Genomic DNA, 17763 nt, shown 5'->3' with positions numbered 1-17763 from the left:
GGTGGGGTGAACAAATGGCTGCGGGTGATCCTGTCAGGCGCGTCACTCGCGCTGGCCGTGCTGATGATCGTGTTCCTGCCGGAGATCGTCGGCGGGCTCACCGGCAAGCATGTGTCGTGGACCGAGATCGGGCACCAGTTCGGCCAGCTGAACTGGGGCATGGTGGCGCTGATGGCCGCCGTCTGGCTGGGCAGCCTGGTCGCCTACAGCGTGGTGCTGACCAGTTCGCTGCCCGGGCTGACCATCCCCCAGGGGCTGACGCTGAACGCCGCCGGGAGCGCGGTCAGCAACCTGCTGCCGTTCGGCGGCGCCGCCGGGGTGGCGATGACCATCGCGATGACCAAGGGCTGGGGTTTCCCGCTCCGCGCGGTGGTGGTCTCCACACTGGTCAGCGGGATCTGGAACACCCTGTTCCGGTTTCTGCTGCCGGCGGTGGGCATCCTGGCGCTGGTGATGTCCGGCCAGGTGCTCAGCCCGACCGTGGCCAAGGCCGGCTGGGTCGGCGGCGTCTCCATCCTGGTGCTGGTCGCGGTGGTCGCGGCGGCCCTGTACTGGGACCGCGCGGCGGCCGTGCTCGGCCGGGTGCTGGACGCCCTGGCGCTGGCCCTCCCCCACCGGTTCCGCCCGGCCAGGCACGCGGTCTCCGAGGCCCTGCACCGGCTGCGCGCCGACACCGCGGACGTGCTGCACACCCGGTGGCCCGGGCTGTCCATCGGCATGGTGCTCTTTCTCGGCCTGCAATGGCTGATCATGGTGCTCTGCCTGCAGGCCACCGGCGCCTACCCCGGCCTGGCCGCCTCCGTGGCGGTGTTCGCGCTGAGCCGGGTGCTCACCTCGGCGCTGATCACCCCGTCCGGCGCCGGGATCATGGAGGGCGGGGTGGCCGCGCTGCTCATCGCCTTCGGCCAGCCCGCCGGCGGGGCCACCACCGCCGCGCTGCTGTTCGGCTTCTGGACGTACACGATCGAGATCCCGTGGGGCGGGCTGGCGCTGGGGGGCTGGACGCTGCTCCGCAAGCGCAGACAGGCCCCGGTGCCCAGAGCACGGGAGCATGCGCCAACACCGTGATCTTGAGAGACAATGGACGATCACGGCGGTGGATAGGTGAGGATGTCGGCCATGTCTAGAAGCTTGTGCACAGTTCGGCGGCACGCATAGCGTGGCGCCTGACATGAGCAAGGTGGTCTTCCGGGTTCTGGGACCGGTCGAAGCGTACGACGCCGACCATGACGCCGGAGGCGAGCGTGAACTCGACCTCGGCGGGTTGCGGCAACGGGCCGTGCTGGCCCGGCTTCTGGTCGCCCGGGGCCAGGTCGTGCCGGTCGACACCCTGATCTTCGACCTGTGGGCCGACGACGCCGCCAAGGGCGCCCAGTCCGGGTTGCAGGTCTACATCTCGCGGCTGCGCCGGGTGCTGGAACCCAACCGCCCGCGCGGCGGCCCCAACCGCCTGCTGGTCACCGTCGCCTCCGGCTACGCGCTGCGCGCCGCCCCCGAGCAGGTGGACGCGCTCCGCTTCGAGGCCACCGTGCGGGCCGCCGGAGAACGCCTGGACGAGAACCCGCAGACCGCCAGGGCCCGGCTGGAGACCGCGCTGGGGCTGTGGCGGGGCACGCCGTACTCCGACTTCGCCGACCAGCCGTGGGCCGAGGCCGAGGTGACCCGGCTGAGCGAGATGCGCCTGGTGGCCAGGGAACGGCACGCCGACGCCGGGCTCCGGCTCGGCCTGCACGCCGAGACCGTGCCCGACCTGGAGGCGCTGACCACCGAGCACCCGCTCCGCGAGGAGGGCTGGCGGCTGCTGGCGCTGGGCCTTTACCGGTGCGGGCGGCAGGGCGACGCGCTGGCCGCGCTCCGCAAGGCCCGCAACACCCTCGCCGACGAGCTGGGCATCGACCCCGGCCCGGCGCTGCGGAAGATGGAGTCCGACATCCTGGCCCAGGATCCGGGTCTGGACCTGGCCGCCGCCCCGCGCCGCCCGGAGACCACCGCCACCTGGCCGCCCCGGCCGGTGGAGGTCGGCTCGCTGCCGCCGCTGGAGGCCGAGCCGTTCGTCGGCCGGGACACCGAGCTGACCACGCTGGCCGGCGCCGCGCCGCGGGCCAAGTCGGGCCGCCTCACCATCGCGGTCATCGGCGGCGACGCCGGGGCCGGCAAGAGCACGCTGCTCCGGCAGCTCGCCGCGCAGCTGGAGAGCCACGGCTGGCTGGCGGCCGGTGGCGCCTGCCCGGACAGCCCGGCCACCCCGCCAGGCTGGGCCTGGGTGGAGGTGCTGCGCACGCTGATCGCCCGGCGCGGCGCCGGGGAGTACGGCGCGCTGCTGGCCCCGTTACTCGACGACCACGCCCCCGACACCGGCGACGACGAGACCTCCGGAAGCTTCCGGCTGCACCGGGCGGTCGGCGGCTACCTGTCCGGGGTGGCCCGCGAGGCGCCGCTGCTGCTCAGCCTGGAGGACCTGCACTGGGCCGACGACCAGACGCTGGCCCTGCTGCGCGCGCTGCCCAGCCTGCTGGCCGCCAGCCGGGTGCTGCTGGTGGTGACGTGCCGGGACAACGAGCTCAACGACCCGCAGCGGGACGTGCTGGCCGCGCTGGCCCGCCTCGGCCCGGTCCGGGTGGAGCTGGACGGTCTGTCCCCGGCGAACACCGCCGAGCTGGCCCGCGCCATCTGCCACCGGGACGTGGATGACGAGGTGGTCGCCGCCATCGTGGAGCGCACCGGCGGCAACCCGTTCTTCGTCAAGGAGACCGTGCGGCTCTGGGAGGCCGAGGCGGATATCTCCGAGGTGCCCTCCGGGGTGCGGGACGTGCTGCGCCGCCGGATCGCCCGGCTGCCGGAGAAGGCCCAGCAGATCCTGCTCCAGGCGGCGGTGATCGGCCGGGACGTGGACGTGGACGTGCTGGTGGACATCTCCGGGGACGAGGACCTGGTGGTGGACGCGGTGGAGGCCGCGCTGCTGGCCGGTCTGGTCACCGAGCCGGGTCCTGGGCGGCTCCGGTTCGACCACGGCCTGGTCAGGGACACGCTCTACTCCGACGCCTCCCGGCTGCGCCGCTCCCGGCTGCACGCCGCGGTGGGCTCGGTGATCGAGATACGGAACCCGGGCGACGTGGCCGCCCTGGCCCACCACTACGACCTGGCCGGCACCGCGGAGACGGCGGCCAAGGCGGTCCGGTACGCGGGCCTGGCGGCCGAGCAGGCCTCCTCGCGGTTCGCCCACCGGGAGGCCGCCTCGCAGTGGGAGCGGGCCATCGCCGCCTTCGACCGGGCCGGCGGCCGCCCGGGCAAGGACCGGCTGGAGCTACAGCTGCGGATGATCCGGGCGCTGGCCCTCAGCGGCGACATGGCCGCCGCCCGCGCGCACCGGCGGGACGCCATGGACGTGGCGCTGCCGCTGGGCGACCTGGAGCTGACGGCCCGGGTGGCCGCGGCCCTGGCCGTGCCGCACAAGGGCATCGCCCGCGACTTCACCAGGACCGCCTGGGAGATCGTGGACGTCACCGAGAAGGCGCTGCTGGAGCTCCCGGCCGGGGAGCAGGAGCTGCGCGCCAGCCTGCTGGCCACCCTGGCGCTGGAGCTGGAGGGCTCGGCCACCCCGCGCGGCGAGCAGGCCTCGCTGGAGGCCGAGGAACTGGCTCGCGCCAGCGGGGACCCGGGGCTGCTGGCCATGGCGTTGAGCGGGCGGCTGCGGCAGTCGTACACGATGGCGCAGGTGGACGAGCGGGAGGACATCGGCAGGGAGCTGCTGCGGGTGGGCGCCGAGTCCGGGCAGATCGCCGTGCAGACCCTGGCCCACCTGGTGCTGCTGGAGTGCGCGGCGGCTCGCGGGGACTTCGCCGAGGCGGACCGGCAGCTGGCCTTCGCCGAACGGCTCGGCCGGCAGTACGACCTGCCCGCGCCCGCCGCGGTCGGGGCCTGGTACGCCGGGCAGCGGCTGATGATCGCCGGAGACTACGAGGGCGCCGAGCGCGCCTACCGGAACGCGGCCCGGCTGACCGCCCGCGCGGGCATGCTGGAGGGCCGCCAGGACCTGCCGCTCATCGCCACCTTCTGCCTGCACCTGGTCCAGGGCCGGGCGGCGGAGATGGCGGACACGCTGGGCGAGGCCCACCAGCGTGGCGCCAAGTGGACTCTGGACGCGTACGCGGTGACCTTGGCCGCCGGCGGCCACCTGCGGGACGCCAGGGCGGTGGCCGCCACCCGGGAACCCGTGCGCGGCGACTTCCTGTACGAGCTGGCCATGACCTGGCGGGCGCTGGCGGGGCTGCTGCTGGACGACGGGGACCGGGTGCGGGAGGCGTACACGGCGTTGAAGCCGTTCAACGACCGGATCGCGGGCGCGGGCACCGGCGTGGTGGCGCTCTGGCCGGTGGCCAGGACGCTGGGCGACCTGGCCGCGCGGCTCGGGCTGCCGGAGGCCGCCGCGCATTATGAGAAGGCCCTGGCGGTGGCCCGGCGGGTGGGTGTGACACGCTGGGTGACTGAGGCGGAGCAGGCGCTCGGCCATGGCGTCCGCTAGCGGTCATGAATTAAGGTAAGCCTGTCCTTAGGAGCAGGTTTCGGGGGGAGGCGCGCGGTGCAACTCTTCTCCGACATCGTGGACAGCGTTCCGTACTGGCTGCTGGTGCTGGTCGGCGGGATCGCCCTGTTCGGCGCGTTCCAGGCCTACTACTGGCTGGGGCTGCGACTGGGTGAGCGGCTGTACGAGACCCGGGTCGGGCGCAGGATCGGCCGGGAGCGCATCGCCAAACTGGAGAACGTGGTCCGGCGCTGGGGAGCGCTGTCGGTGTTCGGGTGCTTCTGGGTGCCCGGCGGGTTGCGGCACACGCTGCCCTGGGTGGCGGGGGCGCTGCGGGTGGACTACCGGTGGTACCTGGTGGCCAGCGCGCTCGGCTGCCTGACCTGGGTGCCGGTGACCGCGTTCGGGCTGTACGCCGGGATCTGGGCGTGGCTCCGCCTGGCCGCGAGTTCCCCCTGGTACGCGGCCCTGGCGGCGGTGGCCGTGATCGCGTTGATCGTCGCCTTCGTGGTCTGGCGGCGCCGCCGGAACGCCGTGGCCCCGGCGGCGGCCGAGCCGGAGCGCGTTCAGAGCTGAACCGGCTCCAGCGCCGAGTCGTCCAGCCTGGCCTCCGGCGCGTGGCGGCGGACCGCCTCGATCCCGTTCACGCAGCCGGCCTTCGTGCTGTATCCCTCGCTGACCGCGATGGTCTGCCCGTTCCCCGCGACTAGCTTGAACCGGAACGCTCCGGCCTTGTCCTTGCTGATCACAAACCGCGCCGGCATCTGTTTCCCCCCGAAACGAAACTCGCTGCTCCTCCCCTACCCCGTTCACTGATCATGCGATCATGGCGAGCATGCGCGCCGGGGTTCTCGCCTTTTTCCTCACGTTTGCCCTTTTCACGGGCACTGCTGCCGCCCAGACTCTCCGGGCGCCGAGCGTCACCGCGTCGGAGGCGTTCCTGATCGACGCCGAGACGGGAACGATCCACTACGCCAAGCGGCAGACCCGCCGGGTCCCGGTGGCCAGCCTCACCAAGGTGATGACCGCCTACGTGATCCGCGAGGAGGCCGACCTGGACGACGTGGTGCGGATCACCCCGGCGGACGTGCGGTACGCGGCCGCGCACGGGGCCACCACGGGCGGCCTGCGGGCCGGTGAGCGGCTCACCGTGCGGGCGCTGCTGCACGCACTGCTGCTCAACTCCGGCGCCGACGCCTCACACGCGCTGGCCGAGCGGTACGGCCCCGGCACCCGCAGGTTCGTGGCCAAGATGAACGCCGCCGCCCGTGCCCTGAAGCTGCGCGACACCCGGTTCGCCAACCCGGACGGCCTGCCCGCCCAGGGCGCCTACTCCACCGCGCGGGACCAGGCCGTCCTGGCCAGGGTGGCGATGCGGGACCGGGTCATCGCCACCATCGCGCGTACCAAGGTCAAGACCATCGGGCGGCACACCTGGCACAACAGCAACAAGCTGCTCGGCGACGGCGTGATCGGCCTGAAGACCGGGTTCACCACCGCGGCCGGGTACTGCCTGAGCTTCGTGGCCGAGGTTCGCGGACACCTGCTCATCGGCGTGGTGCTCGGCGAGACCACCGAGAACCGGCGGTACGCCAGCGCCCTCAGGATGCTGGACTGGGCGGAGGAGCGCCTGCAGTGAGGGCGTGGCAGGCGATGGCGGCGGCGGCCACCACGTTCAGTGAGTCGACGCCGAGGTCGAGGGCCTCGGGGCTCATCGGGATGCGCACGGCCAGGTCGGCCTCGGCCAGCCAGTGCGAGGACAGGCCGTCGCCCTCGGCGCCGAGCATGAGGGCCACCTTCTCGGCGTGCGGGACCGTGCCAATGGGCAGGGCGGCCGGGTCGGGGGTGAGGGCCAGGGTCCGGAAGCCGGCCTGGCGCAGGTCGGCCAGGCCGCCGTACCAGTCGGTCATCCGGGCGTACGGGATGGCGAAGACGGCTCCCATGGAGACCTTGACCGCGCGGCGGTAGAGCGGGTCGGCGCAGCGTGGGGAGAGCAGCACGGCGTGCATGCCGAGGGCGGCGGCGGAGCGGAAGATGGCGCCGACGTTGGTGTGGTCGACCAGGTCCTCCAGGACCAGCACCCTGGTCCGGCCGGTGAGCAGTTCCGGCACGCCCGGCAGGGGTTTGCGGGCCATCGAGGCCAGGGCGCCCCGGTGCACGGGGAAGCCGGTGATGGACTGGAGTACCTCGTCGGAGGCCACGTAGATGGGCACGTCGGCCAGGTCGGCGAAGCGGGGCAGCCACTTGCGGGTGGTCAGCAGGGACCTGGCCGGGTAGCCGGTGGCCAGGGCGCGGCGGATGACCTTCTCACCCTCGGCCAGGAACAGGCCGTGCTCGGCCTCCAGGCTCTTGCGCAGTTCGGTGTCGCGCAGCCGGGTGTAGTCGGCGATCCGGGGGTCGGTGGCGGCGTCGACCTCGATGACCATCAGGCCAGCGTACCGTTGCCGGTCTTTTGCGATGCCGATCTTCCATCGCGGTGCGTAGTCGCTACAGTACTCACCGCTGCATGTGGCCGGATGGGCGGCGATCGGAGGTCAAGGTGCCTGACCAGCGGGCGTACGCGCATCCGGCCGTCCACCATGAGGACCGGCGCGAGAACTGGCAGGACTGGCTGGGCGACGCGCGGCGGGCGCGTGGGCTGTCCGCGGTGACCCTCGGCTGGCTCGGCGCGGAGAGCGCGATCGGGATCTGGTCGGGGCTGGCCGCGCACTCGGTGGCGCTGCTCGGGTGGGCGCTCTGCTCGCTGGTGGAGGCGCTGGCCAGCCTGATCGTGATCTGGCGGTTCACCGGCGCCCGGCTGGGCTCGGCGCACGCCGAGCGCACCGCCGCCCGCGCGGTGGCGGTCAGCTTCTGGCTGCTCGCCCCCTACCTGGTGCTGCACGTGGCGCACGACCTGAGCCAGGGCTACCGGTCAGGCACCAGCCTGGTCGGCGTCGTGGTGGCCGCGGTCAGCCTGGTGACCATGCCGGCCCTGGGGGTGGCGAAGTTGCGGGTGGCGGCACGGCTTGGGTCGCCGGCCACCGCGGGCGAGGGCGTGCAGAACCTGCTCTGCGCGGTCACCGCGGCCGGGGTGCTCGCGGGCCTGGCGTTCACGGCTATCGGCTGGTGGTGGGTGGATCCGGCGGTGGCGCTGGTGCTGGCCGGGGTGGCCGTGCACGAGGGGCGGCGGGCCTGGTCCGGGCACGTCTGCCACCACTGAAGTGTTAAAAGACCAGTTTTGCCGGGTTCTTGAGCTTGCCGCTATCGTTCCGTAAACATTACGGACAATCTCCCTATATGCCGTCGCGGAGACGCGTACCTTCGGGAGTCAAACGACACCAAAGGGGCCAAAAGTGGGACGCCATCGGACCGAGGACCTCGAAGGCTACCTCCCGGAGCCCCCGCCGCAGCGGCGGCGGGGCGGGGCCGGCAAGGTGCTGGTGCCGTTGGCCGGCGCGGTCGCGCTCGCGGTGCTGCTCGGCGTCGCCGCGTACGTGGTGGTCCACAAGGACCCCGGTTGCGGCCCCGACAAGGTGGCCCTCCAGGTGATCACGGCCAAGGACGTCGAGCCCGCGATCACCGAGATCGCCGGCCGGTTCGCCAAGTCCGGCACGACCGTGGACGGCAAGTGCGTGGCGATCACCGTCAAGGGCGCCGACTCCGCCGGGGTGGCGGCGGCGCTGTCCGGCAAGATCAGCGGCGAGAACACCGTCAACCCTGACATCTGGATCCCCGACTCCAGCCTCTGGCTGGCCGGGCTGCCCAAGGACGGCCCGGCCGAGGTCACCGGGAACGCGGCCCACAGCCCCGTGGTGCTCACCGCGCCCAAGGCGGCGGCCGAGCAGCTGGCCTCGGCCTTCCAGCCGAGCTGGGCCGGGATGGTCAACGCCGCCAACGCCGCCAACCCCGACGGCCTGGCCAAGAAGGTCCGGGTGCTGGTGCTCGACCCCGGCCTGAACGCGGCCGGCATGGGCGCGCTGCTCGCGGCGGCCGGGGTGCTGCGCGCCGGCGGCGGTGAGAACACCGAGGAGTTGCTGGCCGGTGTGCTCCGCCAGTTGTCGGGGTCCAAGGTCGGCTCCACCGACAGCCTGTTCGCCACGCTCTCCAAGCAGGCCACCCGGGTGCCCATCGGGGTCACCTCCGAGCAGTCGGTCTGGTCCTTCAACACCAAGAACGACAACGCGGCCGTGGCGCTCTACCCGGCCGAGGGCACCGTCAACCTGGACTACCCGATCGTCACCACCGGCGGGGAGGGCGTCACCGCCAAGGCCGCCAAGGAGTTCGCCACCGAGCTGGTCTCCGCCGCCGCCAAGAAGACCATCCAGGAGCACGGCTTCCGCACCCCCACCGGCCAGGGCAGCGCGCTCACCGCAGAACGCGGCCTCAACCCGAAGGCGCCCCAGGCCATCCCGCTGCCGGACGCCAAGACCATCAACACCCTGGCCCAGTCCTGGAAGCTCATCAACCTGGGCACCCGGCTGCTGTCCATCATCGACATCTCCGGCACCATGGCACTGCCCGCCGACAGCACCGGGGTGACCCGCATGCAGGCCATCGGCCAGGTCGGCCTGGAGGGCCTGAAACTGTTCCCGGACAAGACCGAGATCGGCACCTGGGTGTTCTCCGACAACCTGAACGGGCAGGGCGTGGACTGGAAGGAGATGATCCCGATCGGCCCGCTGGCGCAGCGGATCGACGGGGTCACCCGGCGCGAGCTGGTGGCCAAGGACCTGCAGTCGCTGAAGGCCATCCCGACCGGCAACACCGGGCTGAACGACACCCTCTGGGCGGCGTACCAGAAGATGACCAAGGAGTACGCGGCCGACAAGGTCAACACGATCCTGCTGTTCACCGACGGGGTGGGCAACGACGACCCGAACGGCGGGATCTCCGACGCCACCGTGCTGCGGCGGCTCAAGCAGACCTACGACCCCGAGAAGCCGGTCAGCATTCTGATCATCTCGTTCAACACGACGGCCGATGAGAACCGGGCCCAGATGACCGCGCTGGCCCGGGCCACCGGCGGGGCCGCGTACTTCCCGCAGACGGTGCTGGAGATCCGGAACATCTTCCTGAAGGGGATCGCGCGTCGACTCTGCGCCCCGAACTGTCCCACTGCGCAACAGTAGTCACAAGAGTCGCTGTTTTCCCAGGTCATGCTAGTTAAGCATGGCTTGGGAGACAGTAAACGCCCTTGTTCGAGGGGGCGTCTTCCACAGGTAAGGTCCCGGCGGATCGTGAAACCGGGCCCGTCGCTTGGGGGAGGACGCCGTTGCCCGGATGGCCGAACGTCGGCCGCGCCGACGAAAACCGTTTGCTGGAAGCGCTGCGCCAGGGGGACGCGCACGCGCCGGCCAGTCTCTACGACGCGTACGCCGACCGGCTGACCGACTACGCCTACGGGCAACTGCGCGACCTGGACGCGGCGGCGGACGCCGTCCACGACGCGATGGTGACCGCCCAGGCGTCGGCGAACCGGCTCAGCGAACCGGGACGGCTGCGCGCCTGGCTGTACGCGCTGACCCGGTACCAGTGCGTGGCCCGGGCCGCAGGCCGTACGGCGACGGGGTTGACCGGGCCGCAGCCCGGGCTGGAGGACGCCGAGGACCCGGAGCTGGCGGCGGTGGTGGTGGACGCGCTGGGCGAGCTGAGCCGGCCCGAGCGTGAGGTGCTGGAGCTGAGCGTGCGCCACGGGCTGTCCGGCGGCGAGGTGAGCGTGGTGCTGGGGCTGACCACGCGGCAGGTCGGGGCGCGGCTGAACCGGGCCCGCGACCATCTGGAGAACGCCGGGGCCGCGGTCGTGCTGGCCCGGGTGGGACGGGCGCACTGTCCCGCGGTGTCGGCCATGCTCGACTCGTACGAGGGGCCCGTCGGGGTGGCGTTGCGGCGGCGGCTGAGCAAGCACATCAGCGGCTGCGAGGTGTGCGTCGAGGGCAAGCAGCGGCACGTCTCGGCGGGGCGGCTGCTGGATCTGGTGCCGATCATGTTTCCGCCGCTCTCGCTGCGGCGCCGGGTGGTGGACACCTGCGTCAACCCCGATCGGGGCGAGACCCGGGTGCTGATCGCGGGGCGGAGCGAGAAGTTCGACGGAGAGGGTTTCCCGGTCACGGCGGCGTTCCCGGCGCAGGAGAAGCGCGGGCGGCGGGCGGCTCCCCGGCGGTCCCGGCGGGCGCTGCCCGTCGTGGCGGCGCTGGCCTGCGCGGTGGCGGCGGCGGGCACGCTGGCCTGGGCCGCCGGGAGCGAGGAGCCGGGGAAAATCAAGATCGAGGCGATGCGGCCGCCTTCCACGCAGCCGCTGCTCAACCCTACGGATGGACCGCTCCAGGATCCGGCGGAGGAGACGCCCGAAGAGCCGGACACGGTCGCCGAGACCCCTGAGTCCGATCCGGAGCCGACCGCACGGCCCCAGCTGAGCGCGCGGCCGACGTCCACGGTGTCCCAGCCGCGGCCCACGGCCACCAAGACCCGGGCACCCCGGCCCGGCGCGCCCGCGCTGTCGCTGAGCTGTCCCGGGGACATGGGGGACACCGGGGGTGACGTGATCTGGGTGAGCGCCAGGAACGCCGCGATCAACTGGACCGCGACCGTCACCGGCGGGGTGAGCGTGTCCAGCACCAAGGGCCGGTTGAAGGCGGGTGCGACCGGGCGGGTGACGGTGAACGTCGAGGATCCCAAGTCGTCGGGGAGCGCCACCATCGCGTTCCGGTCGGCGGGCGGGAACCCCGTGTGCCGGGTCTCCTGGCGTGGGGAGGACCCCGGATCGCCGCCGAACGGGGTCCCGGAACCGACGCCGCCCGTCCGTACGCCGACGCCCACCCCACCTGCCTCACCGAGCCCACCGGACTCCAACGCCCCAGGTCAGGGCGGTGAAGCCGCAAATCCGTCGTGAGATCACAAGTTTCGCGCAAAGATCACAAGGGGAGAAACCAGGCGACCTAGACACAAGGGGGCACAGTGGCCCAGGCATGGCTACCAGCTGCCAGTCGAATTCCCGCTCCCCAGGACGCCGGCCCCATGAACGGCGGAGCGCCCAGGGTCGTCTGGTTCATTTGGCCGACCAACCCACAAGGGATTTCGGCCAAGTCCGTCGCACAGCGCCTCGTCCAGCTCGACCGACCCGCCCACCTGGTATGGAACCCGGTGCGCGGGGAGATCGTCCAGCAGCTCCCGCCCAGCCGGGCGGCCTGCGGCCTGCGCGGCGACCTGAACCGGCAGGGCCGGGCCTGCATCCAGATCCGGGTGCTCGGCTCGGTCGAAGAACCTTTCACCGACACCAAACTGGACGGACTCGACGAGATCCTCTCCTGGCTCGACTCCTGGGAGGTACCCCGGCACTGGCCGGCCGGCCCACCCCTCCCCTTCCCGCATTCTCTGACCTCCCGGGGGACGACCCGGCTCTGGTCCCGAGGCGGCCACTTCGGCCACTCCCAGGTCCCCGGCGCCGTCGAAGGCGACCCCGGCGCCATCGACGTCACCCGCCTCCTCCGCCAGCATCCCCCGCCAACGGTGGAGGTCCCGCGCCAACGCGAGGAACTCCGCCTTCTGGAACGCGTCATCTGACCTCCGCCGTCCAGGGCCGGGCCAGCCGCTGGCCCGGCCCTCCGGCATGTCCTTTCCGGGCTGGACGAACAGAGTGGCCTGAGTGGCTCTCTGGTCTTACAAAAGTGGACATTTCCTGATGTGCGTGGTGGGGGCGGCGTAGCTTCTGGGGTCTGGGAGTTGAGAGGGGCTTCCGGGGCGTTGGGTTGGCCGGATAGTCGGGCGTAAGCAGCTTTCAAGGGGCGTTGGGCACGATTTGGGCAACCTGTCCGCCGGACAGCGCGTCTACTACGTGCACCACAACAAGGAGGCCTCGATGGTTGCCCCCGGCGACTGGCGTGTACCCGGTTACTCCGAGGTACGCACTCTCGGTACGGGTGGCGGAGGCCGAGTCGTGCTGGCGGTGCACGAGGCGTCCGGCGCCCATGTGGCCATCAAGTACCTCTCCGAGGACTTGCGTGGGCAGCCGGGCTTCCTCGACAAATTCCGCCACGAGGCCCGCCTGCTCGTCGAGGTCGACGACCCCAATGTGGTCAGGCTCTACGAGTACGTCCAGTCGGCGGACGGCGCCGCCATCGTGATGGAGCTCATCAACGGAGCTCCACTGCGCGCACTGCTCCGGGCCGAGGGCGGAACCGGCCCCGAGGCCGCCCTGGCGGTACTCAAGGGTTCCCTCCTCGGCCTGTCCGCCGCCCACCAGAGGGGCTTGGTCCACCGCGACTACAAGCCGGAGAACGTCATCGTCCAGGCGGACGGCAGCAGCAAGCTGGTCGACTTCGGCATCGCGGTCCGCTCGGGGGCCGGCATCGCCCCGGCCGGAACCCCGGCCTACATGGCCCCGGAACAGTGGGCCGGACACCCGGCAAGCCCCGCCACCGACGTCTACGCCGCGACCGCCGTCTTCTTCGAGTGCCTGACCGGACGCCGGCCGTACCAGGCGACCGAGCACGTGGTGCTGATGCACATGCACCAGACCGCCCCGATCCCCGCCGGGGACGCGCCGGTCCCGGTCCGCGGCCTGATCGAACGCGGCCTGGCCAAGGACCCGCTAAGCCGCCCCGCCAGCGCCGCCATGTTCGTGGCCGAACTGGAGCGGGTGGCCGTCGGCGCGTACGGCCCCGACTGGGAGGAGCGCGGGCGGCGCAAGCTGGCGGCGCTGGCCGCGCTGGCCGCCGGGCTCTTCCCGCTGGGCGGCGCGGCACAGACGCCGCAGGTGGGCACCTCACTGTTCCGCACGATGCTGGGCGGCGTCTCCCGGCACCTGGGCAAGGTCGTCATCGGCGCCGCCGTCCTGGTCGTGGCGGGCAGCGGCCTCGTCGCGTACGCGCTGAACGCCGACAAGAAGCCGGCCGACGTGATCCCGGTGGTCGCCGACGGCACCCCCACACCCTCAGCGACGCCGGAGGAGGCGACCCCGACGCCGACTCCCACGCCCACTCCGACGCCAACCCCGTCGGAGACGCCGGAAGAAACCCCGGAGCCCGAGCCCAGCCCGACCCCGACCCCGAAGCCCCCAACGCCGACCCCGACCCCCACCCCCACGGTCACCCCACCGACCAAGGTGGTCAGCGTCGCGCTCAGCGGCCTCTCACTCGGCCCCGGCGGCCAGGCGGTCGCGGCCTCCTACACCGGCCGCGCGACGGCGGCTCTGCCGATCGCCAAGGGCACGGTCACCGTGATCACCGACGGCACCGCGAAAATCACCCTGACCCTGAAGTACACCGTCAACGGCAAGGTCGTCGGCACCCAGTCCATCCCGCTCACCGGCGCCAAGAAGTACACCAGGAACTTCAGCAGGGACCTCGGCAAACGCCCCTGCGGCGGCACCTGGGGCGTGATCGCCACCACCACCCCGGCGTCAGGCAACGGCGCCCAGACCGCCACCGCCAAGGTCGCCGCCTGCCCGACCAAGGTCACCGACCTGACCGTGGAGTCGATCGAGCTGGACCGCGCGGGCAAGGTCGCCACCGCCCGGGTCAAGGTGCTCACCGACGGCACCGGCAAGGTGGACCTGACCGGCGACTTCGCCGCGACCGGCAGCCAGGGCAACCAGCAGATCGCCCACCTGGCCGGCAAGAAGTCCTACGTCCAGACCTTCACCTACACCTTCCCGCGCCCGGTCTGCACCGGCGCGGTGAGCTTCACCGCCTCCACCGACCCGCAGGGCCCGTCCGGCGCCGTGAAGCAGGAGCAGAAGGCCGCGTGCGCGGCGACCGTCTCCGCCATCGCGGTGAACCTGGGCGACCAGGTGCGCGGCAGCGCCTCGATCAGCTCCACCGTCACGATCCGGACCACCGGACCGGAGCCGCTCACGCTGACCGCCGTGTACCTGCTCGGCGGATCCCAGACCGGCTCCCCGCAGACCTTCAAGCTGGAGGGCCAGACCAGCTACACCATCACGGTCCGCTACAACTACGGGCAGCTCTGCGGCACCACGTACGGCCTGCGGGCCTACACCGACCCGGCCTGGTCCCAGGGCGCCGCCACCCAGACCAAGAACGCCGTGGCCTGCATCGGCTGACCCCCACGTGACCACACAAACGTGATCACATGGAAATCTTGCCCTGTAAGCTCACACAGGTAACTTTTGACATCAACCACGACTTTGTCGTGACTCTTCACTTCATTCCCTTGCGAATCACTAAGATACGTGTCCGTCGTGGCGGGGGCCCGGGGATCGTAGGGAGATCGTTATGAACGGCAGACCGGCCGCCTGGCGCGTTCCTGGTTATACCGAGGTGCGCGAGCTGGGCACCGGTGGCGCGGGGCAGGTGATACTCGCCCGGCATGACGCCGACGGCACGTTAGTCGCGATCAAGTACCTGTCCGCCGAGCTCCGCCAGGACCTCGGTTTCGTGGCCAGGTTCCGGCACGAGGCACGCCTGCTCGCTCTGATGGAGCGCAACCCGCACGCCGCCAGGTTCTACGAGTACGTCGAGCACCCGCACGGCGCGGCCATCGTGATGGAGTTGGTGGACGGCGTCTCGCTGCGCGCCATGCTCCGCTCCGAGGGCCCGACCGGTCCCGAGGCCGCGCTGGTGGTGCTGAAGGGCTCGCTCACCGGCCTGGCCATCGCCCATGACATGGGCATCGTGCACCGGGACTTCAAGCCAGAGAACGTCATGGTGGAGGCGGACGGCCAGAGCAAGCTGGTCGACTTCGGCATCGCCGCCCGGGCCGGCGAGGGCACCAACGTGTCCGGCACCCCGGCGTACATGGCCCCCGAGCAGTGGTCGGGGGCCCCGGCGGGGCCGAGCACCGACGTCTACGCGGCCACCGTGGTGTTCTTCGAGTGCCTCACCGGCACCCGCCCGTTCCGGGCCACCAACCTGGCCGCGCTGGCCCGCCAGCACCAGTCCGCGGCGCCCCCGGTGGAGGAGGTGCCGGCCCAGCTGCAGGGCCTGATCGAGCGCGGCATGGCCAAGCACCCGACCGAGCGACCGTCCTCGGCCGAGGCGTTCATGCGCGAGCTGGAGTCGATCGCCGTCGAGGCGTACGGCCCCAACTGGGAGGATCGCGGCCGCCGCCGCCTGGCCGCGCTGGCCGGGCTGCTGCTGCCGTTCTTCCCGCTCACCGAGGAGGCCCCGGAGGTCGGCACCGCGCTGAACGAGACCCGGCTGGGCGGCGGCCTGTTCAGCAAGACCGTGGTCAAGATCGGCCTGACCGTGGTCGGCATGGCGGTCATCGCGGGCGGCACCGCGGTCGCGGTGAGCTCGCTCAGCAGCGGCAGCACCACCCTGCAGGCCGGGACCACCTCGGTCTCCTCCCCCACGCCGCCCCCGCTCACCGACGAGACCCCGCCGGAGGACCTGCCCGAGCCGGAGATCACGATCGAGGACGAGGGCACCGCGCCGGCCACCCAACCGGCCACCCCGCCGACGACCGCTCCCACCACCGGGCCCTCCACCAGGCCGACCCAGCCGCGGCCCTCGCCCTCGCCCACCCCCACCAGGAAGCCCACCCCCAAGCCGTCCAAGAAGCCGACCCCCAAGCCGAGCCCGAAGCCGGGCGACCCGACGGCCACCGTGGACCCGGGCCAGTCCAACCCGCCCACCACCAGGCCGCCGTCGCCCTCCCCCACGCCCACCCGGACGACGCCCACCCCGTCGTCCCCGCCGCCGACCACCCCGGAGCCGTCCTCCCCACCGCCGACCACGCCCAGTGACCAGCCGACCATCGGGCTGTCGCCGTCCTCCGTACCGGAGGACACCCCGGTGGCCACGACCGCGATGGGCGTCTTCGCCGCCGGTCTGATGACGTCTGGGCTGATTCCCGCCACACTGGCCATGAGGCGTTTCACGGGAAGGCATCGGAGGCGGAGGTAAATGCTGCACGACGGGGGGAGCGTCGCCGGGCACTGGCTGAGCGGGAGGACCCGGGTCAGCGAAGTGGGCCTGTGGCATGACTCGACGGCGCCGGACGGCTCGCCGTCCGGGCTGCTCCGCTTCGACCAGCGGCTGCTGGCCGTGCCCGCCGCCCGGGACCGGCTGGTGGCCGCGGTCACCGCGGACCGGCGGCTCCAGCAGGGCGGCACCACCGGCCTGCTCCCCGTCGCCGACCTGGTGACCGCGCGCGGCGACGTCTGGCTGATCACCGGGCGCCGGGCCATGCCCACGGTGGCCGAACTGCTGGCCGACGGGGGCCGGGAGCCGGATTCGGGCAGCGCCGCGACCATCCTGGTGGAGACCGCGCAGACGCTGATCACCGTGCACGCGGCGGGGCTCACCCACGGCGCGCTGCACCCGGGGACCATCGTGATCGGCGAGGACGGCTCGGCCCTGCTGGCCGAGCGCGGCCTGCTCGAGGCGCTGCGCGGCGAGCCCGCCTCGGTGGAGCGGGACGTGACCGCCTGGTCCGCGCTGGCCCGGGTGCTGGCCGCCAGCTGGGCCGTCGGCCCCGCCTCGCAGTTGCTGGACCGGGCCGCCTCGGTGGCGGCCACCCGGGGCCTGAGCGCGGCCAGGGACACCCTGCTGGCCGGGCGTGAGGTGCTGCCCACGGGGTTCACCACCCGGGATCGCCTGGTGCGCACCCTGCACGCCTGGTCCGCCACCCCGGCGGTCGCCCCGCCGCCCCCGGTGGCGGCGCCGGACGCCGGGGAGATGGTCACCCTGCTCGACCCTTCGGCGCTCCGCACGGCGCAGACCCCGGATCCGACCCGGCCGGGCGGCTCGGGCGGGGACGCGGCCCTGCGGTTCGGGCCGGGGGTGCCGGTGGAGACCTCGGCCGCCCAGATCTGGCGGCAGGGCCGCGACCACAGCACCCAGCACACCCCCGACCTGCGCGGCCGGCTCGCCCCCACCGCCGCCCCGGCCCGCCCTTCCCGCCGCCGTACGGCCTGGGCCGGGACCGTGCTGCTGGCCATCCTGGTGGCGGCGGTGGTGCTCTGGCTGCGGCAGGCGCCCGGGCTGGCCCTGGCGGTGGAGAAGGTCGAGGTGCGGACTCCGAAGAAGACCCAGGGCTGCGACTCGACCGCGCGGATCGTGGCGGAGGTCACCACCAACGGGGGCAGTGGCACGTTCTCCTACGTCTGGGAGCAGAGCGACGGCCGGAAGATCAGGGAGACCCAGCGGGTGGAGGAGGAGACCACCTCACTGGAACTTCCCCTGCTCTGGAAGGTCACCGGGCCGGGTAGCCTGAAGGGCACCGCGACCCTGCGGATCCTGGATCATACGGCGACGGGAAAGCCGATCCAGGACAAGGCGAGCTTCTCGTACAAATGTTGA

General features: G+C 72.4%; 13 protein-coding genes. 11 read left to right on the top strand and 2 right to left on the bottom strand.

The window, feature by feature from the left end:
- The first annotated feature begins 6 nt into the window (after window positions 1-6).
- From KIP79_RS12825 to KIP79_RS12815, 3 genes are all read left to right on the top strand, one after another.
- Window positions 7-1068 (top strand): lysylphosphatidylglycerol synthase transmembrane domain-containing protein, encoded by a 1062-nt coding sequence (locus tag KIP79_RS12825; protein WP_308169693.1) that lies wholly within the window; start codon window positions 7-9, stop codon window positions 1066-1068.
- Between the two features lie 103 nt (window positions 1069-1171).
- Window positions 1172-4522 (top strand): ATP-binding protein, encoded by a 3351-nt coding sequence (locus KIP79_RS12820; RefSeq protein ID WP_214104988.1) that lies wholly within the window; start codon window positions 1172-1174, stop codon window positions 4520-4522.
- 57 nt (window positions 4523-4579) lie between these two features.
- Window positions 4580-5098, top strand: coding sequence for a DedA family protein (locus KIP79_RS12815; protein WP_214104987.1), 519 nt, complete (start codon window positions 4580-4582; stop codon window positions 5096-5098).
- Here KIP79_RS12815 and KIP79_RS12810 read toward each other — a convergent pair.
- Window positions 5089-5286, bottom strand: a complete 198-nt coding sequence (locus KIP79_RS12810) for a YegP family protein (RefSeq protein WP_214104986.1) — start codon at window positions 5284-5286, stop codon at window positions 5089-5091. The two genes, KIP79_RS12815 and KIP79_RS12810, sit on opposite strands and share 10 nt — an antisense overlap.
- Window positions 5287-5348: 62 nt before the next feature.
- Between KIP79_RS12810 and KIP79_RS12805 the strand changes: the two genes are divergently transcribed.
- Window positions 5349-6161, top strand: a complete 813-nt coding sequence (locus KIP79_RS12805) for a D-alanyl-D-alanine carboxypeptidase family protein (RefSeq protein WP_214104985.1) — start codon at window positions 5349-5351, stop codon at window positions 6159-6161.
- Here the strand turns inward: KIP79_RS12805 and KIP79_RS12800 are convergent.
- On the bottom strand, window positions 6124-6948 hold the full coding sequence (locus KIP79_RS12800) for a TrmH family RNA methyltransferase (protein WP_214104984.1): 825 nt from the start codon (window positions 6946-6948) through the stop codon (window positions 6124-6126). The genes KIP79_RS12805 and KIP79_RS12800 overlap by 38 nt on opposite strands.
- Window positions 6949-7061: 113 nt before the next feature.
- Between KIP79_RS12800 and KIP79_RS12795 the strand changes: the two genes are divergently transcribed.
- The 7 genes from KIP79_RS12795 to KIP79_RS12765 all read left to right on the top strand — a co-directional run bounded on the left by KIP79_RS12795 (window position 7062) and on the right by KIP79_RS12765 (window position 17763).
- A complete protein-coding gene (locus KIP79_RS12795) occupies window positions 7062-7721 on the top strand; it encodes a cation efflux transmembrane domain-containing protein (RefSeq protein WP_308169692.1) in 660 nt (219 codons plus the stop codon).
- A gap of 133 nt (window positions 7722-7854) precedes the next feature.
- Window positions 7855-9630, top strand: a complete 1776-nt coding sequence (locus KIP79_RS12790) for a substrate-binding and VWA domain-containing protein (RefSeq protein WP_214104982.1) — start codon at window positions 7855-7857, stop codon at window positions 9628-9630.
- A 143-nt stretch (window positions 9631-9773) separates the two neighbouring features.
- Complete coding sequence (locus tag KIP79_RS12785) at window positions 9774-11390, top strand: RNA polymerase sigma factor (protein WP_214104981.1); 1617 nt, start codon at window positions 9774-9776, stop codon at window positions 11388-11390.
- Between the two features lie 125 nt (window positions 11391-11515).
- Window positions 11516-12061 carry a hypothetical protein gene (locus KIP79_RS12780; RefSeq protein ID WP_214104980.1) on the top strand — a complete coding sequence of 182 codons (546 nt, stop codon included), beginning with the start codon at window positions 11516-11518 and terminating at the stop codon, window positions 12059-12061.
- 235 nt (window positions 12062-12296) lie between these two features.
- Entirely contained in the window at window positions 12297-14561 is a 2265-nt protein-coding gene (locus KIP79_RS12775; protein WP_214104979.1) for a protein kinase domain-containing protein, read from the top strand.
- A 172-nt stretch (window positions 14562-14733) separates the two neighbouring features.
- Entirely contained in the window at window positions 14734-16365 is a 1632-nt protein-coding gene (locus tag KIP79_RS48945; RefSeq protein WP_214104978.1) for a serine/threonine-protein kinase, read from the top strand.
- A complete protein-coding gene (locus KIP79_RS12765) occupies window positions 16366-17763 on the top strand; it encodes a protein kinase family protein (protein ID WP_214104977.1) in 1398 nt (465 codons plus the stop codon).

Origin of the sequence: Acrocarpospora catenulata, from assembly GCF_018476525.1 — a bacterium.
GTDB lineage: Bacteria > Actinomycetota > Actinomycetes > Streptosporangiales > Streptosporangiaceae > Acrocarpospora > Acrocarpospora catenulata.
The sequence above is the reverse complement of the archived record's forward strand: the minus strand, read 5'-3'. Positions and strand labels throughout refer to the sequence as shown.

What these genes read in the sequence shown, in the direction of transcription:
- KIP79_RS12820 (WP_214104988.1), top strand. Translation starts at nt 1,172, where the DNA reads ATGAGCAAGGTGGTCTTCCGGGTTCTGGGACCGGTCGAAGCGTACGAC.
- KIP79_RS12780 (WP_214104980.1), top strand. Translation starts at nt 11,516, where the DNA reads ATGAACGGCGGAGCGCCCAGGGTCGTCTGGTTCATTTGGCCGACCAAC.
- KIP79_RS48945 (WP_214104978.1), top strand. Translation starts at nt 14,734, where the DNA reads ATGAACGGCAGACCGGCCGCCTGGCGCGTTCCTGGTTATACCGAGGTG.
- KIP79_RS12765 (WP_214104977.1), top strand. Translation starts at nt 16,366, where the DNA reads ATGCTGCACGACGGGGGGAGCGTCGCCGGGCACTGGCTGAGCGGGAGG.
- KIP79_RS12810 (WP_214104986.1), bottom strand. Translation starts at nt 5,286, where the DNA reads ATGCCGGCGCGGTTTGTGATCAGCAAGGACAAGGCCGGAGCGTTCCGG.
- KIP79_RS12805 (WP_214104985.1), top strand. Translation starts at nt 5,349, where the DNA reads ATGGCGAGCATGCGCGCCGGGGTTCTCGCCTTTTTCCTCACGTTTGCC.
- KIP79_RS12800 (WP_214104984.1), bottom strand. Translation starts at nt 6,948, where the DNA reads ATGGTCATCGAGGTCGACGCCGCCACCGACCCCCGGATCGCCGACTAC.